Source organism: Streptomyces sp. NPDC041124 (genome assembly GCF_055592385.1).
Genome location: NZ_JBVIYR010000005.1, coordinates 325,354 through 349,586, shown reverse-complemented (window position 1 = coordinate 349,586; position 24,233 = coordinate 325,354). Strand labels below are relative to the sequence as shown.

Here is a 24,233-nt window from a genome sequence, read left to right as displayed (position 1 = left end):
GTGACCGCCGGCCGGGGCCGCACGCGTCTCGGCGAGGCAGCCGCACCCCCGGTGGCCCGGGCACACGGTCAGCGCTCCGCGTCGTCGTCCCGTCCGGCGCCGTCCTCCGCGTCCACGGGGGTGCCGTCCCGGGCGAGTCGGTCCGCGAGTTCGTCGCACAGCAGTCGGTCACGGTCGAGTCCGTGGGTGCGGTAGGCGGTGCGGGCGATGATCTGGCTGGTGATCGGGACGGTGAACAGCTGGAAGAGGGCGACGAGCAGCAGCACCGGAGCGTGGCGCAGGGACATCTGCGCGGCCGCGCCGACCAGGATGAGCAGCACTCCCAGCGTCTGGGCCTTGGCGGCGGCGTGCAGACGGCTCACGGTGTCGGGGAAACGGTGCAGTCCCAGCGCCCCCAGCAGGCAGAAGACGGCCCCGGCCGGGAGGAGTACCGCCGTGACCGCGTCCCGTACGACGGTCATCGCATTCCCTTCCGCTTCTCGATCAGGTGGGCCGCCGTCACCGACCCGATGAACACGAGGAGGGCGACGACGACGAGCACCGGCGTGGACGTCGTGTCGTCCCGCGCGACCATGCCCACGGCTGTCCCGGCGAGGACCATGGTCACCAGGACGTCGAGTGCCATGATGCGGTCGAGTGCGGCCGGGCCGCGGACCAGGCGCACCAGTGTCAGCAGGCCGGCCACCGCCAGCACGGTCAGCGTGATCCCGTAGAGCACGGTCATCGTTCCTCCTCCCGGGGCTGTTCCTCCGGCCCGTCCGGTCGGCCGGAGGGGGGCTCCTGGGCGTCGGTACGGTGACGGTGGCCGACCGCGCGCGCGACCCGGCGTTCCACGGCCCGCACCTCCTCGCGGCGGCGGGCGACGTCCCGTTCGTCGCGTGTCGGCAGCGCGTGCACGTACAGCACCCCGCGGCGGCGGTCGATCTCCGTGACCACGGTGCCCGGGCTGATGGTGACGACCTCGGCCACCAGGGTGATCAGCAGGTCGGTGTCGACGCGCAGCGGGATCTCGATGATCGCGGTGGAGGTGTGCTCGCCGTGGCGCAGGGCCTGCCAGGCGACGGCTGCTCCGGCTCCGACGATGTCCGTGAGCACGTGGGCCACCAGTCGCGCGATCCGCAGCGGCCGGGGCACCGCTCCCGGCTGGAGGGGAGGCAGGGGGAAGGACAGGACCACGGCGACGGCCATGAGCAGGCCGCCCACGAGGACCACCGGCCCCGTGGATCCCCACAGCAGGATCCACAGGATCCACAGCCAGGCGATCAGCGGCAGATGGCGCACTGCCCGGCGGGCACGTCCCGCAGCGTTCGACGGGCTGGTGGTCACCGGGCTCCCCCCAGGACGGCGGAGCGGTAGGCGTGCGGGTGCAGCAGGTCCTCGGCCGCTCGTTCGCCGAGGCCGGCGAGGGGGCCCGCGCACACGGCGATCGCGAGCCCGGCCACCGTCATGCCGGCCGCGGCGGCGGGCATGAGCCGCCCCGTCCCGCTCGTGCGGGCGGTGCGGATGTCCGGCTTCGGCGGCGGCGCCTCATCGTGGTCGGGCGCCCGCGCGGTGAAGGCCGCGGTCCACACCCGGGTCATGGCGTACAGCGTCAGCAGGCTGGTGAGGAGCGCCGCTGCGGCGAGGGCGTACGCCGCCGGGCCGCCCTGCGCGACTCCGGCCTGGAGGAGGGCCAGTTTGGCGATGAAGCCGGAGAACGGCGGGATCCCCGACAGGCTCATGGCCGGGACCGCGAACAGCGCGACGACCAGGACGCCCGGCGGCGGCCGTCGCGTCATGCGGTGCAGCGCCGAGGTGCCGGTGCGGCCCACGACGAGACCGGCGGCGAGGAAGAGGGCCGCCTGGACGACGATGTGGTGGACGACGTAGAGGATGGAACCGGTCAGGCCCCGGGTGTCGAAGAGGGCCAGCCCGAACAGCATGAAGCCGATGTGGCTGACGAGGGTGAAGGACAGCAGCCGGTTGAGGTCGTCCTGGGCGATGGCGCCGAGGATCCCCACGATCATGGTGATGATCGCGGCGCAGGCCAGCAGGGTCCACACGTCGGTGCGGGGGAAGAGCAGTGTCTGGGTGCGCAGGAGCGCGTACACGCCGACCTTGGTCAGCAGTGCGGCGAGCACGGCGGTGATCGGCGCGGGCGCGGTGGGGTAGCTGTCGGGCAGCCAGAAGTGCATCGGGATGATGGCCGTCTTGATGCCGAGGACCGTCAGGAGCAGCAGGGCGAACGCGCCGCGCAGCCCGTCCGGGAGCTCGGCGAGCCGCGGGCCGAGCTGGGCCAGCGTGACGGTGCCGGTGGCCGCGTACACCAGGGCGATCAGGGAGAGGAACAGCAGGGAGGACGTCAGGCTGACGATCGTGTACGTCATCCCCGCGCGGGTGCGGCTCTCGTCGGCGTCCAGGGTGATGAGGACGTAGGACGCGGCGAGCATCACCTCGAAGGCGACGAAGAGGTTGAACAGGTCGCCGGAGAGGAACGCCAGGCTGACGCCCGTGACGAGCAGCAGGTAGGCCAGGTGGAAGATGCCCGCCGAGCGGGGGCGGTCCCCGGCGGAGCCCTGGCCGATGGCGAAGACCAGCACGGCCAGGGCGACCAGTGTCGACACGGTGAGCAGCAGGGCCGACAGCCGGTCGGCCACGAGGGTGATGCCCAGGGGCGCGGGCCAGCCGCCCACGTGCAGCGCCTGCGGTCCGCGGGTGTCGGCCAGGACGAGGAGCGCGGCCTCGCAGACCAGGACGACGGTCAGCACGCCCGTGCTGAGGGCGCGCACCACGGCGTGGGGCAGGGGGAGCAGGGTCAGGCCCGCGCCCAGGATCGGCAGCAGGACGGGAAGGGCCGGCAGTGCCCCCGTCATCGGTCTCCCCCGTTCGTCGTGCCGTCCGCGCCGTGCTCCGGCCGGGGGTCGTTCCCGGCGCGTTCCCGGGCGGTGCCGATCCGCCGGTCCTCCACGTCGTCGCGCACCTCGTCATGCCCGGACAGGCGCCAGGACCGGTAGGCCAGGGCCACGAGGAAGACGGTGAGCCCGAAGGTGATCACGATCGCGGTGAGCGCCATGGCCTGCGGCAGCGGGTCGGCCGTCGCCGCGCCCTCCTCCCCCGTCAGTACGGGCGGCCGTCCGGGGCTGCCGCCGGCGACCAGCAGCAACAGGTTGGTGCCGTGACCGAGGAGGATGAAGCCGAAGACGATCCGCATCAGCGACCGCTGGAGCATGAGGTGGAAACCTGCCGTGAACAGGCCGCCGACCACCAGGGCCATCGTCACGTCGACCGAGTTCACCGGGTGCTTCCCTCCCTCGTCCCGTCCGCCGGGGTGCCGTCGTGTTCGAGCGAGACGCCCACCCCCGACAGCAGTTTGAGCACGACTCCCACGACGAGCAGGTAGACCCCGATGTCGAAGAACAGGCTGGTGGCGATCTCGACCGTGCCCAGCACCGGCGGACGGACCGTCACCAGTGCGCTCTCCAGCGGCACGCCGCCGAACGCGAGCGGGACGAGGCCGACTGCGGACGCGAGCAGCAGTCCCGTGCCGGCGACCACGCCCGCGGATACCCGTGCGGCCGCCCCGAGGTCGGCCCGTCCGCCCACCAGGTACCGCAGCACGAAGGCGAGGCCCGCCACCAGGCCGCCGGAGAAGCCGCCGCCCGGGCGGTAGTGGCCGGAGAACAGCAGGAACAGCGACAGCAGCAGGATCGAGGGGAACAGCAGACGGGTGGCCACCTCCAGCAGCACCGACCGTTCACCGCCGGACCGTTCGTCGGCGCCCGGCAGCCAGGTCCGCACCGGTTCGTCCCAGTGCGCGGTCGGGAACGTGCCGCCCGCGCCGCCGCCCGGGATCCGCTGCTTCGCCCCGTGCACCCGTACCAGGCTGATGACACCGACCGCCGTCACCAGCAGCACCGAGATCTCCCCCACGGTGTCCAGTGCGCGGAAGTCGACGATGATCGCGTTGACGATGTTCTTGGCGCCCGCCTCCGCGGCCCGCCCCGCGTACTCCGCCGAGATCGCCGGGGCCGTGCGGGCGGCGGACGCGACCAGGGCGAAGCAGGTGACGAGGACACCGACGGCGCCGGCCACCCCGGCCCGCACGAGGCGCGCGCGCCGCCGGACCCGGCCCGGGCTGAACCGGGGCGGCATCCGGCGCAGTACGAACACCACCATGACCAACGTCATGGTCTCCACGAGGAACTGGGTGAGTGCCAGGTCGGGCGCGCCCCGCACCACGAACACCGCCGCCACCCCGTAGCCGACGGCACCGGCGAGGAGCACTCCGGTCAGCCGGTGCCGGGCGGCGACGACGGCCGCGGCGGCCCCGAGGATCACCACCGCGAGGAACGGTTCGACCGGGGACCACCACAGCGGCGGGGTGCCCGGCGAGGGCGCCGCGGCCGCCAGCGCGACGCCCGGCACCGCCACCAGGGTGGCCAGCAGCACGGTCAGGTAGACCGGCAGCGACCCGACCTGGGTGTGCCCGGTGACGACCGTGGCCAGCCGGTCCAGTCCCGCGGTCGCGCGGTCGAAGGCGCGCTGTACGTCCGGCAGCCGGGGCACCGCCCACCTGTCGCGGCCCACCGCGTGCACGAGAGCGCCGAGAAGCAGGGTCAGCGCCGACAGGCCGAGCACGGGTGTGAAGCCGTGCCACAGGGAGAGTTCGTACGGGCCGTGCGGTCCCGGCGGATACACGTCCGCGTAGGCGGTGGCGACGGCCGCGGTGGCCGCGTGGCCCACACCGAACACCAGGCCCGCGGCCGACAGGACGGCCACCGGTGCGAGGAATCCCGTCGCGGGCCGCTCCGCCCGGTCCACCACGGCGTTCGGACGTCCCCCGAAGGCGCCCGACACGAACCGCGCGGCGTACGCCACGGTCAGGGCGGAGCCGATGACCAGGGCCACCCCCAGCAGTTCGTGGCCGCCGATGCCGGTGCCGTTCCAGAACGCCTCCAGGGCGGCTTCCTTGCCGACGAATCCCACCAGCGGCGGGAGACCGGCCATCGAGGCGGCGGCGAGTACGCCGACCGCGCACAGCGCCGGCATGCGGCGTCCCGCCCCCGACAGCTCCCGGACGTCCCGCGTCCCCGCCTGGTGGTCCAGGATGCCGACCGTGAGGAACAGCGCCGCCTTGAACATCGCGTGGGCGAGCAGCATCACCGTGCCGGCGAGCGCGGCGGTCCGCGTGCCGGCTCCCAGCAGGGCCGTCAGCAGGCCGAGTTCGCTGATCGTGCCGTAGGCCAGGAGCAGCTTCAGGTCGGTCGCGCGCAGGGCGCGCCAGGCGGCCAGCACCATCGTCGTCAGGCCCACGGCCAGCACCATCGGCCGCCACGGGGGCACCTCGGCCAGGGCGGGTGCCAGCCGGGCCACCAGGTAGACCCCGGCCTTGACCATCGCGGCCGCGTGCAGGTAGGCGCTCACCGGTGTGGGGGCCACCATCGCGGCGGGCAGCCAGCCGTGCAGCGGCATCTGCCCGGACTTGGCGAACGCGCCGATCAGGACGAGCACCACCGCGGCGGACACCGCGGCGCCGCGCGGCGGGTCGGCCAGGATCTCCGAGACGCGGTAGGTGCCCGCGGAGTGTCCGAGCATGATGAATCCGAGCAGCATGACCAGGCCGCCGGCCGTGGTCACCAGCAGCGCCTGCCGGGCGGCGCGGCGCTCCTCCTCCTGCTCACCGCGGCCCTCGATGAGCAGGAAGGACGCGACCGTGGTCAGTTCCCAGAAGACGTACAGGAGGAAGAGGTTGTCGGCCAGCACGAGTCCCGCCATCGTCCCGGCGAAGGCCAGCAGCAGGGCGGCCTGGCGGCCCGCGTCCCGTTCGACGTAGTACCGGCAGTACAGCAGGACCAGGGCTCCGACGCCGGCGACGATCCACAGCATCAGCAGGGACAGGGCGTCCAGCCTCAGGTCGATCGTCAGCCCGAGTGACGGAGCCCAGGACAGTGCCTCCTGGTAGTCCCCGCCGTCCAGGACGGCCGCCGCCCGCGTACTCGCCCAGACCACCGTCGCCAGCGGCACCAGGGCCGCCACGATCCACACGGCACGGCCGAGCCGCCGCTGCCACCAGGGGATCGCCGCCGCGACTCCCGCATGGGCGGCAAGCAGGAACAGCACCACACCAACTCCTTCGTGGAACCCGGCCGTCGGCAGCGGCCCGCTCGGTCGTGGGGGTGTACCCCGGTCGCCGGCCCATAGTGCCCGCTGACGTGGCATTCAATCCTGACGGGTGCGGCAGACGGGTGCGTCGTCGCCCGCGCGGGCCGCCGCGGGCGGCGCTCCGGTCGGCGGCGGGTCCCCGGCGTGTTCGGCTGCCGGGCCTCGGAGGGCGGGGTGACTCCGCCGGGCCGTGACATGAGGCGTCCTTCGCCGTCGGGCCCGGTCCGGGCCGTGCCCCTGGGGCACCGTCCCGCATGCGCGGGTGCCGGGTTCGGTGGAGTCTGGGGATCATGCGGCGCGAGGGCGTGAGGGACGGTGGGGACGACGACGTGGAGGCCGTCCTCGACGAGCTCTACGCGCTGCCGCCGTCCGGTTTCGTCGCCCGGCGCGAGGAGCGGGCCGCGGCCGCCCGGACGGCCGGACGGGCCGGTGACGCCCGTCGCATCCACGCCGCCCGCCGCCCCACCCTCGCGGCCTGGGCGGCCAATCTGCTCCGGCGCTCCCGGCCCGACGAGGCGGAGCGGTTCCTGGAACTGGGACGGGCGCTGCGCGAGGCCCACGCCACGCTGGATCCGAGCGGGCTGAAGGAGTTGTCGGCCCAGCGGCGGCGCGTCGTCTCCGAGTTGTCCCGGCAGGCGGCGGAGCTGGCGCGGGAGACCGGCCATCCGCTGTCGGAGTCGGTGCGGCGGGACGTCGAGACGACCCTGCGTGCCGTGCTCGCCGATCCCGAGGCGGCCGGCGTGTGGGCGGAGGGGCGCGTGGAGAGTGTGCTCACCCCGCCGTCGGATTTCCCGGCGGGGGCGCCCGGCAGGAAGGCGCCGGCGCGGAAGGCGCCTCGCGCCCCGTCGGTACCGGAAGGGAGGAAGGACCGGCTGGCTGAGCAGCGGGCGAAACGGCTCGCCCGCGCACGGGAGACGGCCCGGGCCGCCGAGGAGGGGCTGCGTGCCCGGCGTGTGGAGCAGGAGGACGCCGAGGCCTCGCTGGAGGCGGCGCGCGAGCGCCGCCGGGAGGCCGGGGAGCGGGTGTCGGCGCTGGAGGAGCAGCTCCGGGAGGAACGCGCGGCCATGGAGCGGGCCGAACGGGAGCAGCGGGAGGCGGAGAAGCGGGTCCGGGCGGCCGCGGGCTCGCTGGCCCGGGCCCGGCGGGAAGCGGACGAGGCCACCGCGGAGGCCGGGCGGGCCGAGCAGGACGCGCGCTGAACGGGGCGGCCGGGCAGGCCGGTTGAGACGACTCGCCGACGGCTGGGCAGCGGGGTCGCGTGACGGACGGCTCGTTGGCCGAATGTGGACGGTGCATTGGCATAGACCTGACACCCACTGAATCGCTACGCTCTGCTCACCTCGCGGTGAGAGCGCTCTCACGCGCGGTTGTTCCGCCCCCACCTTGCTGGAACGACGAAGGGCAACCCTCCATGAGACGTATCGGACTCACCCGTGCCGGCGTGGCCGCCCTGCTCCTGATCGGCAGCTGGACCGCGGCCGGCACCCCGTCCGCCTCGGCGCAGGACGCGCCCGGCTCCCCCGCCGCCCGCGCCACCGGCTCCGCGCCCGCATCCACCGCCCTGCTGGACGCGATGCAGCGGGACTTCGGCCTGACCCGCGCCGAGGCGGAGGACCGGCTGGCCGCCGAACGCCGGGCCACCGACCTCGCGCCCGAGGCGCGCAAGACCGCCGGACCGGCCTACGGCGGCGCCTGGTTCGACGCGGGGAGCGAGAAACTGACGGTCGCCGTCACCGCGGACGCCCGGGCCGCCACGATCGAGGCGCTGCGCGCGTCCGGCGCCACGGTGCGCACCGTCGAGCACACCGCCAGGCAACTGGACGCGACCAAGGCCCGCATCGACCGCCTCGACGCGCCGTCGGGCGTCAGCAGCTGGTCCGTCGACCCGGCCGCCAACACGGTCGTCGTGAACGTCGTCGACGGCGAGCGGTCCGACAACGATGTCCGGGCCTTCGTCGGCAAGGCCCGGGAGGCCGGCCCGGTCACCGTGCGGACCGTCCCCGCGCAGGCCGAGACGTTCGCCGCCGGAACCGTGGGCGGCGACCCCTACTACACCGGCAACGTCCGCTGCTCCATCGGCTTCTCGGTGCACGGCGGCTTCGTCACGGCAGGGCACTGCGGCGGGGTGGGCCAGCAGGTCAGGGGCTGGGACGGCTCCTACATCGGCAACTTCCAGGGCTCCTCGTTCCCGGGCAACGACTACGCCTGGGTGAACGTGGGCAGCGGCTGGTGGACGGTACCGGTGGTGCTCGGCTGGGGGACGGTGTCGGACCAGCTCGTGCGCGGTTCGGCGGAGGCTCCGGTCGGGGCCTCGATCTGCCGCTCGGGCTCCACCACCCGCTGGCACTGCGGCCGGGTCCTGGCCAAGAACGAGACCGTCAACTACAGCCAGGGCGCGGTGCACCAGATGACGAAGACGAGCGTGTGCGCCGAAGGCGGCGACTCGGGCGGCTCGTTCATCAGCGGCGACCAGGCGCAGGGCGTCACCTCCGGCGGCTGGGGCAACTGCTCCGGCGGGGGCGAGACCTGGTTCCAGCCGGTCAACGAGATACTGAACCGTTACGGGCTGACGCTGCACACGGCCTGACCGACCGACAGACGACGAGCGGGCCCCGCCGGGCGACCGGCGGGGCCCGCTCCCGTGCGCGCCGCGTCGACTCGACCAAAAGTTACCGTGCCGTAACTTACTGACGGGTTACCGACGGTAAGTAAGCGCTGTTAGTTTCACGTTTCACCTTCTGAAGCAGAGCGAGGAGTGAGCCGTGAGCCGTATCAGCAGCGTGCTGACCACCGTCGTCGCCACGACGGCCTGTGTGTGCGTGAGCGCACCGCCCGCCGCCGCGAGCGACCCCGTGGTCTCGCGAGGCGTCACCATCCCCGCCTTCTACACCCCGCCCGCCGGACTCCCCGCGGGCAACGGCGTCCTGGTCCGTCACGAACCGCTGCGCCTCGGCCTGAGCCTGCCCGGTCTGGACGGCCGCACCCTGCCGGGCACCGCGACGCGGCTCATGTACACCTCCACCGACTCGGCCGGGCGGCCGGTGGCCGTCACCGGGGCCTACATCGAGCCGTCCGCCGCCTGGAAGGGCGCCGGACCCCGGCCCCTGGTGGTCGTCGGCTCCGGGACCATGGGCCAGGGCGACCAGTGCGCCCCCTCGCTGGCCCTCCAGAACCCGCTGACGCTCAACGGCGAGACCGTGTCGTTCGGGTACGAGACGCTGGCCGTCTACCGGCTGCTCGCCACCGGTGCGGCCGTCGTCGTCACCGACTACGTCGGCCTCGGCGCGACGGACCGGCTGCACACCTACGTCAACCGCGTCGACGAGGGACACGCCATGCTGGACGCCGCCCGCGTCGCGCGCTCCGTCCCGGGCGCATCGGTCACGGCCGCCTCCCGCGTGGGCATGTACGGCTACAGCCAGGGCGGCGGGGCGAGCGCGTCCGCGGCCGAGCTCCAGAGCACCTACGCGCCCGACGTGCCGCTCGTCGGCACCTACAGCGGGGCGCCCCCCGCCGATCTGACGGCCGTCATGAAGGGCATCGACGGCAGCGCGCTGGCCGGCGCTCTGGGCTGGTCGATCAACGGCTTCGCGCAGGCCGAACCCGCACTGCGCCGGGTCGTCGAGGCGAACGTCAACGCCACCGGACGCGCCGCGCTGAAGGACATCTCCACCACCTGCGTCGGTGACGCGATCCTCGGCTACGGCTTCACCAAGAGCACCAAGTGGACCACGAGCGGGAAGTCCCTCGCCGAGATCATCGCCGCGGAGCCCGCCGCCCAGACCGCCCTCGACAAGCAGCGCATCGGCACGATGAGGCCCACCGGGCCGGTCCGCCTCGTCACCGGCGTCCAGGACGACATCGTCCCCCACGAGCAGGCGCGCCGGCTGGCCGTGGACTGGTGCAAGAAGGGCGGCGACGTGACCTACAAGGCCGTCCAGCTGCCCAACCTCGGCGACAAGATCCTCACCAACCACCTGGCGCCGCTCCTCACCGACCAGGGCGACGCCGTGGAGTGGCTGACCGACCGGCTCGAGGGCGAGCCCACGCGCTCCAACTGCTGGACCATGCCGATGCAGCGCTGAGCCCGGTGACAACGCGGCGAGCCCCGTCCCGAAGCTTCGGGACGGGGCTCGCGGACAGAGCGCCGGGCAGGCCTTGCACCTGCATCTCCCCGCAGGAAGCGGGGCGTCTTTCCTTGGACCACCAACGCACGGTCGGGGTGGGAGGTTTCTCTCGCCCTGACCTGTGACAACCGTAGCGGCGATCGCCTCAGTTGTCACATCGGTTACAGCGACACCCCCGTGCGGGCTCCCGCGAAGTTCGTCTCCACCTGCGCCTTCTCCGCGGCGCTCGGGTACGCGTTCGCGCAGGAGGTCCCGGCACTCGCACCCGACATCAGATCGGAGCAGGGGCCGGGCTTGCGGTCCGGCAGGCCCAGCATGTGCCCGAGTTCGTGAGCCATGACGCGGACCGCGGAGTGGCCCTGCTCGATGGCCTGGCGCCCGATGTAGACGGTGCCCCGGCCCAGGGAGTCGGGCAGGGAGCGCGGCCATCCGCCGTCCGCCACGATGTGGATGTCGGCGCGCTGTCCGGCCGCGGCCGGGCGCAGCTCGACGCCGTCCACGCTCGCGTTCCAGATCGCCGCGCCGCGGTCGACGGCGGCCCTGAACTCCGCGGCGGCCCTCGCGTCGTAGGTGAGCACCCGGTCGGCGTCCAGGGGCTGGGCGGCGCGGGGAGAGGGGACGGCCGCGGTGGGTGCGGTCAGCACGGGGCCGGACATCAGCAGTGCCGCGGCCAGGGCGCCGGTCAGGGTACGGACGCGCATGGAAGACCTCCTGGGATTCAGAATCGGCACTGCTGAATTCCATGGAAGGGATCGGTTGGACTTCCGGATCACGCGGGGGCAGTGTGGGCGAGGATCAACACCATCCCACGGGACGCACCCACTCGCACCACCGGAGACCAGCCGATGAACCACGTCGCCCGCCCCGAGCGCTACGACGGCACCATGCGCTACCGGCGCACCGGCCGCTCGGGACTCGACCTCCCCCTGCTGTCGCTGGGCTACTGGCACAACTTCGGCGACGACCGGTCCTTCGAGACGCAGCGCGAGATCGCCCTGCGCGCCTTCGACCTCGGCATCACCCATCACGACCTGGCGAACAACTACGGTCCGCCCTACGGCTCCGCCGAGATCAACTTCGGCCGGCTGATGCGGCGGGACCTCGCTCCCTACCGGGACGAACTGGTGATCTCCACCAAGGCCGGCTGGGACATGTGGCCCGGCCCGTACGGCCAGGGCGGCGGTTCCCGCAAGTACATGCTGGCCTCCCTGGACCAGTCGCTGAAGCGCATGGGCCTGGAGTACGTCGACATCTTCTACTCGCACCGCCTCGACCCCACCACGCCCCTGGAGGAGACCATGGGCGCCCTGGACACCGCGGTCCGCCAGGGCAAGGCGCTCTACGTCGGCATCTCCTCGTACGACGCCGAGCGCACCCGGGAGGCCGCGGCCGTCCTGCGCGACCTCGGCACCCCCCTGCTGATCCACCAGCCGTCGTACAGCATGCTGAACCGCTGGATCGAGACGGACGGTCTGCTGGACGCGGCCCAGGAGGAGGGCTTCGGGGTCATCGGGTTCACGGCGCTCGCGCAGGGACTGCTGACCGGGCGCTACCTGGACGGCGTGCCGCGGGACTCCCGGGCGGCGGCGGGCACGTCGTTCGACAGCGGGTGGCTGACCGAGGAGATGCTGGGCCGGCTGCGCGCCCTGAACACCATCGCGGCCCGGCGCGGGCAGACCCTCGCGCAGATGGCGCTCGCCTGGGCGCTGCGGGACCGGCGGGTCACCTCACTGGTGATGGGTGCCTCCCGCACCGAGCAGCTGGAACAGAACGTGGCCGCGCTGGAGAACCTCGACTTCTCCGCCGAGGAGCTGGCCGAGATCGACACGTACGCCACCGAGGGCGGCGTCGACCTGTGGCGCGAGGCGCGTCTGGGCACGATGGGCTGAGCCGTCCGATCCCCTCGGGGTGTGGGCCGCCGGGCACGGGGAACTGCGGTGCGGTGAGCCGTGTTCCGACGGCGCGGCGGTCCCCGGCCCGTAGGGACGGACGTATGCAGACCTTTCTGCCGTACCCCGACTTCCAGGAGTCGGCGCTGGTCCTCGACCGGCGCAGGCTCGGCAAGCAGCGGGTCGAGGCGATCCAGGTGCTGCGCGGGCTGATCGTGCCGGGGTACGGGTGGCGCCGCCATCCCGCGGTGCGCATGTGGACCGGGTACGAGGAGGCACTGGTCCGCTACGGCCTGGACATCTGCCGGGTGTGGCGCGACCTGGGCCACCAGGACAGCTGCGCCGCCACCCTGGTGGCCGACCTGGCGCGTGTGCGGCCCGGCGCGCCGGTGCGCGAACAGCGGGAGCTGGCCGGGGCGGGCGAGCTGCCGCCCTGGCTCGGGGACGAGGCCGTACACCGCAGTCACCGCTCGGCGCTGCTGCGCAAGGACCCGGACATGTACGCGGAGCGGTTCCCGGGCGAGCCGGACGACCTGCCGTACGTCTGGCCGTCGTCCGACCGTGATCCGGAAGCGGCCGGAGGCTGACCCCGATCCGGAGGCGGCCGCGGCCCGCCCCGGAGGGCCCGCCGGGGCCGCCCGCCCGGGCGGCCGTCCGTCACCGCCCGGACAGGTAGTCCTCCACTCCCGGCGCCTCGTGCGCGTCCTCGGCGTTCACCACGCCGCCGACCGCCTTGGCGTCGGGCTTGAGGACGTAGGTCCTGACGCTGGCGGGACGGTCGACGTCGGAGAAGTTCTGCGGGGTGCCGAGCCCGGTGTCGGCGTTCGTCTGCGCACGGTGCGCCTTGACGACGTCCTCCCGCGTGAGGCCGCCCGACTCGCAGGCCTTCTTCAGGTCGGCGCCCATCAGCTGGGCGGCGTTGTATCCGGACAGCACGCCGGAGTCGACCGGCGAGCCCGGGTACTTCTTCTGGTACGACGCCACCATGCGCCGCACCCCGGGCAGGTCGGAACTGACGGCGGGCGCGGCGCTCACGACGTTGAGCATCGCGGCGAGAGCGGGCGCGGCCGGCGTCTTCATCAGCTGGGGCGCGAAGCCGGGGGCGCTGCTGACGACGGGGACCTTCAGTCCACGGGAGGCGGCGACGCCGACCAGGGAGGCGGTCTGGGCGGGCCCGGCGCTGATGAGGACGGCCTTGACACCCTCCTTGCTCAGGGCCGAGACCTGGGCGGACAGGTCGGTGTCCGTCGCCTTGATCTTCTGTCCGGTCACCTTCAGGCCGGCCTGCCCGGCCGCCCAGGTGGAGCCCTCCAGGGCGTTGGCGCCGTAGTCGCCCTCGAAGTAGACGTGGCCGATGGTGTCGCCCTTCTTCAGGCCCTTGGTGCGGGTGAGGAACTCGACCGCGGCGATCATGTCGACGTCGTAGGTGGTGCCGAGCACCTGGATGGCGTCCTTGCCGAGCAGCGAGGCGGCCCACGCCTGCGGGAAGGTGAGCACCTTGTCCCGCTGGATGTCGTCGAGGAGCGCCGCGACCACCGGCGAGCCGATGACCTGGGGCAGCGCGACGACGTCGGGGGCGATGTCGGCGTAGGCGGTGACGGCCTTCTGCACGTCGTAGCCGTGGTCCTTGACGACGATCTCGATCTTGCGGTCGCAGATGCCGCCGTCGGCGTTGACCTCGTCGGCCCACATCTGCTGGGCCTGCACGATGCTCTTGCCGAGGGTGGCGTAGGGGCCGGTCAGGTCGGTGAGGGCGCCCAGCCTGATGGTGTCGGCGCCGATGCCCGGGCCGGTGCGGACACCGTCGGCGGCTTCGCCGCCGCCCTTGCCGTCCTCCGCCTTGGAACTGCATCCGGTGGCCGCGAGCAGCAGGACGAGGGCGCCGGCGAGGACGGTGCCGGCGGTGCGGCGCCCGTTGCGGGGCCTGTGGTGCGTGGTGTTCACGGGGTGTGCTCCTTGGGTCGTGCGGCTGCGGTCGGCTGCGGAGGGGAAGGACGGTCGGTGGGGTCGGCGGGGGTACGGGATCGGCGGCGCCGCAGGCGGTCGCCGGCCCGGCGTGCCAGGCCGTGCAGACCGTCGGGGGCGTACAGCAGGATCAGGACGATGGCGGCGCCGTATAGGTACCGGGCTGCCTCGGTGGGGCCCACGGCGCCCTCGGCCGAGCCGGGGGCGGCGACCAGCGGGAGCTGGTCGGCGTATCGGGTCATCAGCAGGGGCAGCGCGGTGACGAAGACGGCGCCGGCGGTGGCTCCGGCGACGGAGCCGAGACCGCCGATGACGATCATGGCGAGGTAGTCGACGGAGAGGACGAGGGAGAAGTAGTCCGGGACGACCCGGCGGAAGGCGAGCGCGAGGAGCACGCCCGCGAGCCCGGCGTACATCGACGACACCACGAAGGCCGCGGAACGGTGCCGGGCGACGTCGACGCCCATCACGGCGGCCGCGGTCTCGCTGTCGCGCAGGGCGGCCAGCGCCCGGCCGGGGCGAGAGCGCAGCAGGCCGCGTGCGGTGAACCAGGTGAACGCGAACAGCGCCAGGCCCAGGAACCACAGCCGTTCCTCAGCGCCGAACGGCACGCCGAGGACGGTCAGTTCGGGGTCGCTCTCCGCGAAGGTGAACCCGCCGAGGGTGAGCGGGGGCACGGAGCGGCCGTTGAAGCCGCCGGTGACGGAGTCCGCGGTCAGCAGGACGTGGTGGCCCAGGAACACCAGGGCGAGGGTCGCGATGCCGAGGTAGATGCCCTTGACCCGGGCGGCGACGGGGCTGAAGAGTCCGCCGGCCGCCCCGGCGAGCAGCACCGCGAGGAGCGCGGCGAGGGCGGGTGGCAGTCCCGGTCCGGGTTCGCCCGCGAACCAGGCGTAGCCGTAGGCGCCGACGGCGAGGAAGAAGGCGTGGCCGAGGGAGAGCTGGCCGGCGGTGCCGCTGAGCAGGGCGAGTCCGACGGCCCCGATGGCGGCGGCCATGGAGAACAGGCCGATGCGCAGCCAGAAGGCGTCCAGGTAGAAGGGAGGCAGGCACAGGACGACGGCGAGCAGCAGCAGTCTGCCCCGCCGGCGGGTCAGGGCTGAGAGGAGTCGGTCAGACACGGGCCGCTCCCTTCGCTCCGAACAACCCGGTGGGCCGTACGAGAAGCACCAGCAGCATCACCGCGTACGGGGCGACGTCGCCGAACCCCTCGCCGAGCACGTGCAGTTCGGACTGGTAGCCGACGACGAGCGCCTCGGTGAGACCGATGATCAGGCTGCCCGCGAGGGCGCCTGCCGGGGAGGCGAGTCCGCCGAGGATCGCGGCGGGGAAGGCGTTGAGGGCGATCTGGCCGGTGGTGCGCTCCAGGCCCGGTGCGGGGAACGCGGCAAGGAACACCGCCGCGAGGGCGGCGAGCGCGCCCGCCAGGCACCAGGCGCCCGCGCGGACCCGGCCGAGCCGTACGCCCATGAGCGCGGCGGCCTCGAGGTCCTCGGCCGCGGCCCGCAGGGACAGCCCCCAGGAGGTGAACCGGAACAGCGCGAAGACCCCGCCGATGACCACGGCCGACACCACGATCGCCGCGAGCCGGCTGTCGGCGACGGTGAGCGGCCCCAGTTCGGTCACCGCGTCGCCCCACGGGTCGCCGAGGGTCAGCAGGTCGCCGCCGATGCGCCGGGCGAGGTCGGTGAGCAGGACGATGTCGATGCCGATGGTGACGATGGTCTGCACGTGCGCGGAGTGGGCGTCCTGGCCGCCGCGTTGCAGCAGGAAGCGGTCGAGCGCGCCCGCGAGGGCTGCCGTGGTCAGGACCGCCAGGGCGAGCGCCCCGGCGAAGCCCAGGTCGTCGTGGAGGACGGCGATGAGGTAGCCGCCGAACAGGAGCAGGGAGCCGTGGGCGAAGTTGAGGACGCCGGAGGCCTTGAAGATGACGACGAAGCCGAGGGCGACCAGCGCGTAGACCGCGCCGAGTGCGAGTCCGCCGAGGATGTTGTCCAGAAGTACCGTCATGCCGCGTCCTTCCCGGTCGCGTCGGTGCCGAGGTAGGCGCGCAGCACCTCGGGGTCCTGGCGGACCTCGTCGGGGGTGCCGTGGGCGATGCGCCGGCCGAAGTCGAGCACGGTGACGTCGTCGGCCAGACGCATGACGAGTCCCATGTCGTGTTCGACGAGGACGACGGACAGGCCGAGTTCGGCGCGCAGTTCGCCCACGACCTGGGCGGTGCGGGCGCGTTCGGAGGCGTTCATGCCGGCCACGGGTTCGTCGAGGAGCAGGACACGCGGCTCCAGGCAGAGGGCGCGGGCGAGTTCGACGCGCTTGCGGTCGCCGTACGACAGCAGGGCGACCGGGCTGTCGAAGTGTGCTCCCAGTCCGGTGAGTTCGGCGATCTGGCGGGCCCGGTCGCGGTGCTCGCGCTGTTCGCGCCGGGCGCTCGGCAGGCGCAGCGCGCTCGCGGCGAAGCCGGCGCGGGTCAGGGCGTGGCGGCCGAGCATGAGGTTGTCGGCGACCGTGCCGTGGGTAGTGACGATGTTCTGGAAGGTGCGTGCCACGCCGAGTGCGGCGACGCGGTGCGGGGCGAGCCGGGTCAGTTCGGTCTCCCCCAGGGTCACCGTGCCCTCGGCCGGGCGGCACAGGCCGGACAGGACGTTGAAGCAGGTGGACTTGCCGGCGCCGTTGGGCCCGATGAGCGCGTGCACCGAGCCGGGGGTGACGGTGAAGGAGACGCCGTCGAGGGCGGTGAGTCCGGCGAAGCGCACGGTGACGTCCCGTACGTCGAGCACGGGCGGTGCGGTGGTGGTGCGGTCCTTCACGCGGCCCCCCGGTCCTCGGCCGACTCGCCCAGGTAGAGGCGGCGTACGGCGTCGGTGCGGGCCAGTTCGTCGGCGGGGCCGGACAGGCGGGTCTCGCCGACCTCCAGGACGTGCGCGTGGCCGGCGAGGGACAGCGCCATGCCGGCGTTCTGCTCGACGAGGAGCACGGCGGTGCCCTGGGCGTTGATCTCGCGGATCACCTCGGCGATCCGGTACACCATCTGCGGGGCGAGTCCGAGGGAGGGCTCGTCGAGGAGGAGCAGACGGGGGGCGGCCATGAGGGCGCGGCCGATGGCGAGCATCTGCTGCTCGCCGCCGGAGAGCAGGCCGGCCGCCTGGTGGGTGCGTTCGGCGAGCCGCGGGAACAGCGCGAACACGCGGTCGCGGGCCTCCTGGACCTGTGCGCGTCCGCGCCGGCCGAGGCCGAGGCCTCCGGATCGGAGGTTCTCGTCGACCGAGAGTCCGGCGAACACCCGTCGTCCCTCGGGGACCTGGACGACTCCGGCGCGCACCGCGGCGACGGGGTCCTTGCCGTCGAGCACCGTCCCGCCGTAGCGGATGCGACCGGCCGTGACCGCGCCGCGGTGCAGGCGCAACGTGCCGGACACCGCCCGCAGCAAGGTCGTCTTGCCGGCCCCGTTGGCGCCGAGCAGCGCCACGACGGCGCCGGGCGGCACGGTCAGGGACACGGAACGGAGAGCGGACAGCGCGCGCCCGTACGTCACGTCGACGTTCTCGACGTGCAGCGCGGGCAGGCCGTCCGGTGGTGCTTCGGGCATCACGGCTCCTCGGGACCGCGCCGCGGGCGGCGGCACGGTTTCGGGGGAAGGGGAGCCCACGACAGCACGGGGGCGGCCGGGCGGTACAGCGTTCAGGGGTCGCTCGCTGCGGCGTACCAATGGGGGTGGGTGGGGGTTGTGCGGGTGCCCAGGCGGAGCGGTAGGGCTTCGCGCCCGGGTGACGTGGAGCGGGCGGGGCACCGGCGGTCGACGCGGGTGCGGTGGGAGGTGTCGTGGTAGAGGGCGACGTGGTGGGGGGTACGTGGTGGGGGGTGACGTGGTGGGGGGTGACGTGGTGGGGGGCGACGTGGTGGGGGGCGACGTGGTCGGTATTTCGCCCCCGCCGCCCCTTCCCGTCCCGTCCCCGGGGGGCTGCGCCCCCGGACCCCCCTTTGCGCAGTTCCCCGCGCCCCTTGGGGGGTCAGCGGTTGAGGAGGGTGCGGGCGGTGAGGGCGAGGCTGACCTCGACGAGGTCGGAGGGGCGGGAGAGGGAGCGGCCCGTCAGCTGTTCGTAGCGGCGCAGGCGGTTGAGGACGGTGTTGCGGTGGCAGTACAGGCGACGGCTCGCCCGCTGGGCGGAGCCGTCGCAGGCCAGCCAGGTGGCCAATGTGTCCAGCAGGACCTCCGCGTCGGCTGGTTCGAGGTGGGCCAGCGGGCCGAGGAGCCGGTCGGCGAGCGCGGCCCCGAGTTCGGGGCTCGACGCGACCAGCGCGGCCGGCAGGTGCTCGGTCAGCCGGACGGTGCCGCCCGACTCCGGGCACAGGGTCAGCGCGGTCTCCGCCAGACGCCGCGCCTCACCCACGGCGGCCAGTCCCTCCACCGCGCTGCCGACGCCCACCCGTGTCCCGGGTGGCTGTTCCTCCGTCACGACCGACTCCTCACCGTCCTCGACCAGAACGATGCCGTAGTCGGCGTCCGCACCGGTGTGCCAGTGCACGCGCACATCCGGGGCGAGCGCCGCTTGGGCACCCGGACAACCGGCGAGCCCGCCGCCGGCGACCGCGACGACCACGTACCGCCCGTGCTCCGGCAGGTCCAGCGCCGCGGCGGCCTCGGGCAGGTCGGCGATCCTGCTGGTGCCGTCCAGCAGCGCCGCCGCCAGCAGACGCACCCTGTTCTCCCTCCGCCACGCCAGCTGCCGCTCGGTCTGCCGGTAGGCGTCCGCGACGAGCGTGCAGTGCTCGTCGACGAAGTTCCACACGTCGGACGCCACGTGCACCAGCAGCCGTACGTCCTCCGGTGCGGTCCGGGACGTCTCGTCGACCAGGCCCTGCCACACCAGTGAGCCGCCCAGCCGGAAGGCGTGCAGCACCGCGTCCAGCGGCAGCCCCTGTTCGGCACGGGTGGTGCCGATCCTCCAGGAGCAGCGGCGCGCCCCCTCCCTGGCACCCCTCGGATCGAGCAGCGACGCGATGCTGTGCCGCAGGGAGCGGTGCACCTCCTGCCAGGTCGCGGTGGCGTCCCCTTCCACCGCGGTGCGGTAGGCGGGCTCCTGCTCCTGGAGTACGGTGACCAGCCGGTCGGTGAGCTGCGGCAGGTCCTCCAGCAGGACGCGTGCCGCCCGGTGCAGCACGCGCAGTGCGTCGGCGTCGATCAGCGACCGCCCGCGCGGCGCCCGCGGACGCGGAGCGGGCGCGGGTCCGGGACGGAGCAGAGTACGTGGCCGTACGGCGTGTTGCATCGCGCATCTCCCCCAGGGTCGGCTTCCCGGCGGTGCCCGTGTGGCGGCTCCCCCACCGGCAACCGGCCGGCCGGGGAGCCCGAGGGCCGGCCGCCACCGGACTCGTCCTGCCGTGAAGGATGGCATACCGTCCGGTCGGTCCCTAGAGCCGTGCACCGGTCTTTTCCGCGTGTTCGACCAGTCGGACAAGCTCGACCCGGGATCGGACGCCCAGGGTGGCGAAGACGTTCCGCAGGTGGTAGTCGACGGTGCGGGTACTGACGGACAGGCTCAGGGCCACTTCCCGGTTGGTGGCGCCCTCGGCGACGTACCGGGCGATGCGCAGTTGCTGCGGCGTCAGCCGGGACAGGGTCCCGGCCTCTCCCCCGCCCGGCGCCGCGCCTCCCGCCCGCAGCTCGGCGGCGGTCTGCCGCTCCCATGGATGCGCACCGCACCGTTCGAAGCCCATCAGGGCCTCGCCGAGGCGGGCCCGCGCCTCGCGCAGCCGCCGTCTGCGCCGCAGCCATTTGCCGTAGAGCAGTTCGGTGCGCGCCCGCTCGAAGTCGCCGGCCGTGTCCTCGTGACGCTCCAGGGCGCGCCGGTACAGGGCGTCCGCGTCCTCCGGGGCGGCCAGCAGAGCGCGGCAGCGCAGGAGCTGGGCAGGGGCCTGCGGGTCGGCTCCGCAGGCGGCCCACAGGGCGAAGTCCTCGACGACCGCCGGTGCGTGCTCGGGCCGTCCGGCGAGGGCGGCGGCCTCCACGAAGCAGGGGACGGCCAGCATCCACACGGCGAAGTGGCCGCGCCGCGCACCGGGCCGCACCAGCGGGCCGAGTCGGTCCGCGGCCTCACGGGGGCGGCCGGCGCCGAGGTCGGCGCGGGCGGCGGCCCACTGGGCGAGCGCTGCCGCCTGTGCGAGGCCGTGCCGGCGGGCGGTGCGCAGGGCGGCCGCCACATGCTCGGCGACGACCTCCCGCTCTCCCTCGATCGACGCGGCGAGCGCGAGCGCGGCGTGGTGGTGGGCGGCCGTGTTCCGCTGCCCGGTCCACGAGGCGGTGCGCAGTCCCTCCTCGGCGTGGGTGCGGGCCAGCTGGTGGCGTCCGGCCCGCAGTTCGGCGTACGCGAGGTACTCCAGCGCCCTCGGTTCGAGGGCCGTACGACCGTGGGTCCGGGCCGCCGCGAGCGCCCGGGCGCCGGCGCGGCGGGCGGTCGTCACGTCCCCGAGCATGAGAGCCGCGGAGGCGGACCGCAGCAGCCACTCGGGCTCGTCGCCGTGCAGCCCTCGCCCGACGACCCGCCGCAACGGCGCGGCGGCCCGGTCGAACCGCCCCAGCAGCACGGCCCGCATCCCGTCCCGGTGGTCGCGCAGCACGGCCTCGTGGGAGGACGTGGCGCAGGTTCCCTCACCGCTGCGACCGGCCACATCGGCCGGGGCCGGACGGCCTCCGCTGACACCGGCGACGGCACCGGCCACACCGGACTCCGTCCCACCGGCGGCGGAGCGCACGACCACACCGCACGCGCCGCCGGCCGCCGCCCCCGATACCGGCCGCCGTCCCGACCCGGTGGCCGGCGCTCCGGTGCCGGACGCTGCCGCGGAACCCGGGACAGGCAGCCACCCGTAGCCGGTGGCCCGGGCCGCCGGGGCCCGAGCCGCCGTGTCCGGAGCCGGGGCCGTGGACGGGGCCGCCGTGACCGGAGCCCCGGAGGCCGTTGGTGCCGGAACGGGGGTGAGGACCTCCAGGCAGGTGATGGGGTCGCCCGCGGACCAGGCCGCGTCCGCCGCGCCGAGGATCGCCGTGGCGGCGGCCTCGGGGTCGGTGGCGGTCAGCAGTGCCGCGGCGAGCAGGAAGGACTCGCGGGCGTCGTCCACCGGTCCGTCGGCCAGAAGCACCGTGCCCCGCAGGAGTTCCGCCCCGCCGCGTGCCGAGTCGGGCGCCGGCCGGCTGCGGGCGGCGTCGAGCAGGCGCAGGGCCTCGGACGGATGGCCGGCGAGGGCGGCCTGCTCCGCGGCGGCGGTGCAGCGGCGGACCCGCGCGGCGTCGTCCGGAGTGAGAGCGGCCGCCCTGGTGAGCGCCCGGTGGCGCAGGACGGGTGAGAGCACCGGCGCCGGGTCCGCCGCGGCGCGGGCCAGCCCGTCGGCCAGGGCGGGGGCGTGGCCGGTGACGGTCCACGACCGGTGCAGCAGCGCGAGCAGGCCGCCGGGGTCCGGCAGCGCCCGGGCCAGCGCGCGGTGAGCGGCGCGGCGGCGTTCGGCCGGCGCGGTGGCGTACACCGCCCGGCCCAGTAGCGGGCTGCGGAAGCGGAGCCGGTCCCCGGCCCGGACCAGCACCTCGGGCAGCGGTTCCTCGGCACGGGCCCCGTCGGCCCGCAGGACGAGGTCCGCGTCGGCGTCCGGCTCCCCCGTCGCCCGCAGGGCGGCCGCCGCGGTCAGCAGCAGACTCGCCCGGTCGGGCCGCACACCGGTGAGACCTTCGCCGACGACTGCGGCGAGCACCTCTCCGTCGGCCAAGGGCCGGGGCAGTGCCCGGCGTCCGGCGAGCTGGGCGGGCGAGAGCCGGTGGACCAGCGCCAGCAGCAGCGCGGGATTGCCCTCCGCCGCCGACACCATCTCCTCGCGCACGGCGGGGTGGACGGCGCCCTCCGTCGCGTGGTCGACCAGCCGCGCCGCGTCCCCGGCGGTGAGCGGGCCGAGCCGCAGCACGGGCAACGCCGCCAGCTCCGGGTCGACGGGCCGGTGCCCGGGAGCGGTGAGGAGCAGCCCCGCGCGGATCCGCGCGGAGTGCGCCCGCGCGGCTGCCCGCGCGAGCGCCGCCCGGGAGGCCGCGTCCCACCGGTGGGCGTCGTCCACGCACACCAGCAGGGGTGCCGCGCCGGCCGCCGCTCGCAGGGCGTCGAACAGCACCTCCCCCGCGGAGCCGCCCGCGGGGACGGGGAGGGGCTGGAAGCCGGGGCGGCCGGCGGCCGGCGGGCCGCCCGGGGGCCGTACGTGCCACACCGGTCCGGCGCGGAAGAGGCGTGCGGCGTTCTCGAGGAACGCCGAGCGGCCGCAACCGGGTTCACCGGTCACGACACGGACGCCGCCGTCGGTGCGGAGGGTGTCCAGCAGCTCGGAGATCACCTGCTGCCGCAGGGTCGTCTGTCCGGTCATCCCCAGGACCTTACTCATGCGTAAGGTCGTACGGAAGGAACGCGTCCAGGTCTGGGTGAACGGTCAACTGCCGCTTCACCAGCGGCTCTCCCGCGTCCCGAAGGGCGGCGGAGTGTGCCACTGCCCAACGCGTCCGCCGCTCGGCGGTGCGCCGGCACAACGCCGGTGGCGGCCCGCGCCGTCGCGCGGACCGCCACCGGGCGCCCAGGACCTCAGGAGGTGTGCGGGCAGTTGCCCCGCGACTCCTCGATCGTCAGGCTCGGCCGCGGCAGCGGGCACAGGAACTGCTCGTAGCGGGTGTCGTTGTCGATGAACCGCTTCAGCCAGGAAATGCTGTACTTCGCGATCGTCGTGTTCGACGAGTTGGGCGTGAAGTGCGTGGCGCCGTTCAGTTCGAGGTATGCCCGGTCCAGGGAGGAGGGCAGGCCCGTGTAGAGGGGCTCGGCGTGGGAGGAGACCGGGGCGACCGTGTCACCGTCGGCGCCGAAGATCAGGGTGGGTGTGCGCACCTCCGGCCAGGTCTTGTCGAGGTTCCAGGGGGTCAGCGGGATGGCCGCCTGGAGCGAGGGCCGGTCCTTGGCGGCTTCGAGACTTCCGCCGCCGCCCATCGAGTGGCCCATGACGCCCAGGCGGCTGCTGTCGACGCGGCCGCGCACCGAGCTGCGCTGGGTGAGGTAGTCCAGCGCGGCCAGCAGCTGGTCGCCGCGGGAGGCTGGCTGGTCGAGAGTGGTGTTGGTGTCGATGGTGAAGACCACGAACCCCTGGGACGCCAGGCGCGGGCCCAGCCAGGCGATGGAGGATTCGTACGCGGTGAAGCCGGGCGAGATGGCGATCGCGCCGAAGGTGCCGTCGGCGGTGCTGGTCGGGTAGTAGATCGTGCCCCCGCCGAAGCCGGTGACGGAGAGCGAGGAGACGGAGACGTCCGAGACGGCGTAGGGGCCGCGCAGTGCCTCGATGCTCGATGCGGTCGGGGCCGGGCCGCGCTCGTAGGGGTTGTCCGCCGCGTGGGCGCCGGGGCCGCCGAGGGTGGTCAGGGCGACGGCGGCGGCGAGGGCCGCGGTGAGTCCGGCGAAGCGGCCGGACGTGCGCCCGCGGGTGTGGGGGTGCTGCTGCACGACGAGTGGTCCTCTCTGTCGCGGCGAACCGCCCGGCCGGCCGGGGAACGGGATCGTGGCGTGGATGGGGAACGTGCCCCGGCCGGGGGCGCCGCCGATGGGCTGGCGGTGCCACTGTCGGAGAGGAGGCGGCCGGTGCGGACCGGCAATCTCACCGGTCTCGTGCGCCGCACCGCGGGTGCGCGGAAGAAGGTGGCCGCGCGCTCGGCATGCCGGGGAGGAGCGGGGGTACCCGGGCAGGTGCGGTCACCGTCGGAGTCGGCGCCGACGGTGACCGCTGGGCGTGAGGTCGCGGGCAGCCGATGTGCGCGAGTGCGTGGGGAGAGTGGCTCGCGGGCGTCTCGTCAGGCCGCGTCGTAGACGTGGGCCCGGCCGCCGGCCCACCTCACCCAGGCGGGATCGTCCAGCAGCCGTTCGCCGTCCGGCAGTCCCGCGCGCCGCAGGAACTCCACCACGTCACGGTCGGAGCCCGCGAGGCCGACGATCTCGCCGCGCACCGTCACCCGGCGTCCGCCCGAGCCGAGCGGCGGGTGCACCACGATCGGCGCCTTCTTCATCCTTCCAGCATCCGGCGGTGGCCTCCGGTATGCATCCCGGCC

The 24,233-nt window shown here is 74.2% G+C and carries 21 protein-coding genes; 5 read left to right on the top strand and 16 right to left on the bottom strand.

Annotated elements, in window-relative coordinates:
- Window positions 1–68: 68 nt before the first annotated feature.
- The 6 genes from mnhG to ACZ6A9_RS16440 are packed head-to-tail and all read right to left on the bottom strand — an operon-like array spanning window position 69 to window position 6,099.
- Window positions 69–461, bottom strand: a complete 393-nt coding sequence (gene mnhG, locus ACZ6A9_RS16465) for a monovalent cation/H(+) antiporter subunit G (RefSeq protein WP_468985327.1) — start codon at window positions 459–461, stop codon at window positions 69–71.
- Window positions 458–724, bottom strand: coding sequence for an MrpF/PhaF family protein (locus ACZ6A9_RS16460; RefSeq protein WP_468985325.1), 267 nt, complete (start codon window positions 722–724; stop codon window positions 458–460). The genes mnhG and ACZ6A9_RS16460 overlap by 4 nt, the downstream gene beginning before the upstream one ends.
- The gene (locus ACZ6A9_RS16455; protein WP_468985323.1) at window positions 721–1,326 is read right to left on the bottom strand and encodes a Na+/H+ antiporter subunit E; all 606 of its coding nucleotides are present in this window, start codon (window positions 1,324–1,326) and stop codon (window positions 721–723) included. Before ACZ6A9_RS16455 ends, ACZ6A9_RS16460 begins: the two co-directional genes overlap by 4 nt.
- Window positions 1,323–2,852, bottom strand: coding sequence for a Na+/H+ antiporter subunit D (locus tag ACZ6A9_RS16450; protein ID WP_468985321.1), 1,530 nt, complete (start codon window positions 2,850–2,852; stop codon window positions 1,323–1,325). Before ACZ6A9_RS16450 ends, ACZ6A9_RS16455 begins: the two co-directional genes overlap by 4 nt.
- Window positions 2,849–3,274 (bottom strand): Na(+)/H(+) antiporter subunit C, encoded by a 426-nt coding sequence (locus ACZ6A9_RS16445; RefSeq protein ID WP_468985318.1) that lies wholly within the window; start codon window positions 3,272–3,274, stop codon window positions 2,849–2,851. Before ACZ6A9_RS16445 ends, ACZ6A9_RS16450 begins: the two co-directional genes overlap by 4 nt.
- Window positions 3,271–6,099: a Na+/H+ antiporter subunit A gene (locus tag ACZ6A9_RS16440; protein WP_468985316.1), complete on the bottom strand. Its 2,829-nt coding sequence runs from the start codon at window positions 6,097–6,099 to the stop codon at window positions 3,271–3,273. Before ACZ6A9_RS16440 ends, ACZ6A9_RS16445 begins: the two co-directional genes overlap by 4 nt.
- Window positions 6,100–6,431: 332 nt before the next feature.
- On the opposite strand from ACZ6A9_RS16440, the gene ACZ6A9_RS16435 reads away from it, so the two are divergent.
- The 3 genes from ACZ6A9_RS16435 to ACZ6A9_RS16425 all read left to right on the top strand — a co-directional run bounded on the left by ACZ6A9_RS16435 (window position 6,432) and on the right by ACZ6A9_RS16425 (window position 10,226).
- Window positions 6,432–7,340, top strand: a complete 909-nt coding sequence (locus ACZ6A9_RS16435) for a hypothetical protein (protein ID WP_468985313.1) — start codon at window positions 6,432–6,434, stop codon at window positions 7,338–7,340.
- Window positions 7,341–7,552: 212 nt separating this feature from the next.
- Window positions 7,553–8,728, top strand: coding sequence for a S1 family peptidase (locus ACZ6A9_RS16430; RefSeq protein WP_468985311.1), 1,176 nt, complete (start codon window positions 7,553–7,555; stop codon window positions 8,726–8,728).
- A 175-nt stretch (window positions 8,729–8,903) separates the two neighbouring features.
- Entirely contained in the window at window positions 8,904–10,226 is a 1,323-nt protein-coding gene (locus ACZ6A9_RS16425) for a lipase family protein (protein WP_468985308.1), read from the top strand.
- A 203-nt stretch (window positions 10,227–10,429) separates the two neighbouring features.
- Here the strand turns inward: ACZ6A9_RS16425 and ACZ6A9_RS16420 are convergent, their stop codons facing one another.
- On the bottom strand, window positions 10,430–10,969 hold the full coding sequence (locus tag ACZ6A9_RS16420) for a snapalysin family zinc-dependent metalloprotease (protein WP_468985306.1): 540 nt from the start codon (window positions 10,967–10,969) through the stop codon (window positions 10,430–10,432).
- A gap of 144 nt (window positions 10,970–11,113) precedes the next feature.
- Here ACZ6A9_RS16420 and mgrA point away from each other — a divergent pair, with 144 nt between their 5' ends.
- Together mgrA and ACZ6A9_RS16410 are read left to right on the top strand one after the other, a co-directional pair.
- Window positions 11,114–12,157 carry an L-glyceraldehyde 3-phosphate reductase gene (mgrA, locus tag ACZ6A9_RS16415; protein WP_468985303.1) on the top strand — a complete coding sequence of 348 codons (1,044 nt, stop codon included), beginning with the start codon at window positions 11,114–11,116 and terminating at the stop codon, window positions 12,155–12,157.
- Window positions 12,158–12,261: 104 nt separating this feature from the next.
- Window positions 12,262–12,744 (top strand): MSMEG_6728 family protein, encoded by a 483-nt coding sequence (locus ACZ6A9_RS16410; RefSeq protein ID WP_468985301.1) that lies wholly within the window; start codon window positions 12,262–12,264, stop codon window positions 12,742–12,744.
- A gap of 70 nt (window positions 12,745–12,814) precedes the next feature.
- Here the strand turns inward: ACZ6A9_RS16410 and ACZ6A9_RS16405 are convergent, their stop codons facing one another.
- From ACZ6A9_RS16405 to ACZ6A9_RS16365, 9 genes are all read right to left on the bottom strand, one after another.
- Window positions 12,815–14,101, bottom strand: a complete 1,287-nt coding sequence (locus tag ACZ6A9_RS16405) for an ABC transporter substrate-binding protein (RefSeq protein ID WP_468985298.1) — start codon at window positions 14,099–14,101, stop codon at window positions 12,815–12,817.
- Window positions 14,098–15,243: a branched-chain amino acid ABC transporter permease gene (locus ACZ6A9_RS16400; RefSeq protein WP_468985296.1), complete on the bottom strand. Its 1,146-nt coding sequence runs from the start codon at window positions 15,241–15,243 to the stop codon at window positions 14,098–14,100. The genes ACZ6A9_RS16405 and ACZ6A9_RS16400 overlap by 4 nt, the downstream gene beginning before the upstream one ends.
- A complete protein-coding gene (locus tag ACZ6A9_RS16395; protein WP_468985294.1) occupies window positions 15,236–16,132 on the bottom strand; it encodes a branched-chain amino acid ABC transporter permease in 897 nt (298 codons plus the stop codon). The genes ACZ6A9_RS16400 and ACZ6A9_RS16395 overlap by 8 nt, the downstream gene beginning before the upstream one ends.
- Window positions 16,129–16,932 carry an ABC transporter ATP-binding protein gene (locus ACZ6A9_RS16390; protein ID WP_468985292.1) on the bottom strand — a complete coding sequence of 268 codons (804 nt, stop codon included), beginning with the start codon at window positions 16,930–16,932 and terminating at the stop codon, window positions 16,129–16,131. Before ACZ6A9_RS16390 ends, ACZ6A9_RS16395 begins: the two co-directional genes overlap by 4 nt.
- The gene (locus tag ACZ6A9_RS16385; protein WP_468985290.1) at window positions 16,929–17,711 is read right to left on the bottom strand and encodes an ABC transporter ATP-binding protein; all 783 of its coding nucleotides are present in this window, start codon (window positions 17,709–17,711) and stop codon (window positions 16,929–16,931) included. The genes ACZ6A9_RS16390 and ACZ6A9_RS16385 overlap by 4 nt, the downstream gene beginning before the upstream one ends.
- Before the next feature lie 421 nt (window positions 17,712–18,132).
- Window positions 18,133–19,392: a PucR family transcriptional regulator gene (locus ACZ6A9_RS16380; RefSeq protein WP_468985287.1), complete on the bottom strand. Its 1,260-nt coding sequence runs from the start codon at window positions 19,390–19,392 to the stop codon at window positions 18,133–18,135.
- A 142-nt stretch (window positions 19,393–19,534) separates the two neighbouring features.
- Complete coding sequence (locus ACZ6A9_RS16375; protein ID WP_468985285.1) at window positions 19,535–22,519, bottom strand: helix-turn-helix transcriptional regulator; 2,985 nt, start codon at window positions 22,517–22,519, stop codon at window positions 19,535–19,537.
- A gap of 212 nt (window positions 22,520–22,731) precedes the next feature.
- The gene (gene bdeA / locus ACZ6A9_RS16370; protein WP_468985283.1) at window positions 22,732–23,634 is read right to left on the bottom strand and encodes a bis(hydroxyethyl) terephthalate hydrolase; all 903 of its coding nucleotides are present in this window, start codon (window positions 23,632–23,634) and stop codon (window positions 22,732–22,734) included.
- 344 nt (window positions 23,635–23,978) lie between these two features.
- Window positions 23,979–24,191, bottom strand: a complete 213-nt coding sequence (locus ACZ6A9_RS16365; RefSeq protein ID WP_189556500.1) for a hypothetical protein — start codon at window positions 24,189–24,191, stop codon at window positions 23,979–23,981.
- Window positions 24,192–24,233: the final 42 nt, after the last annotated feature.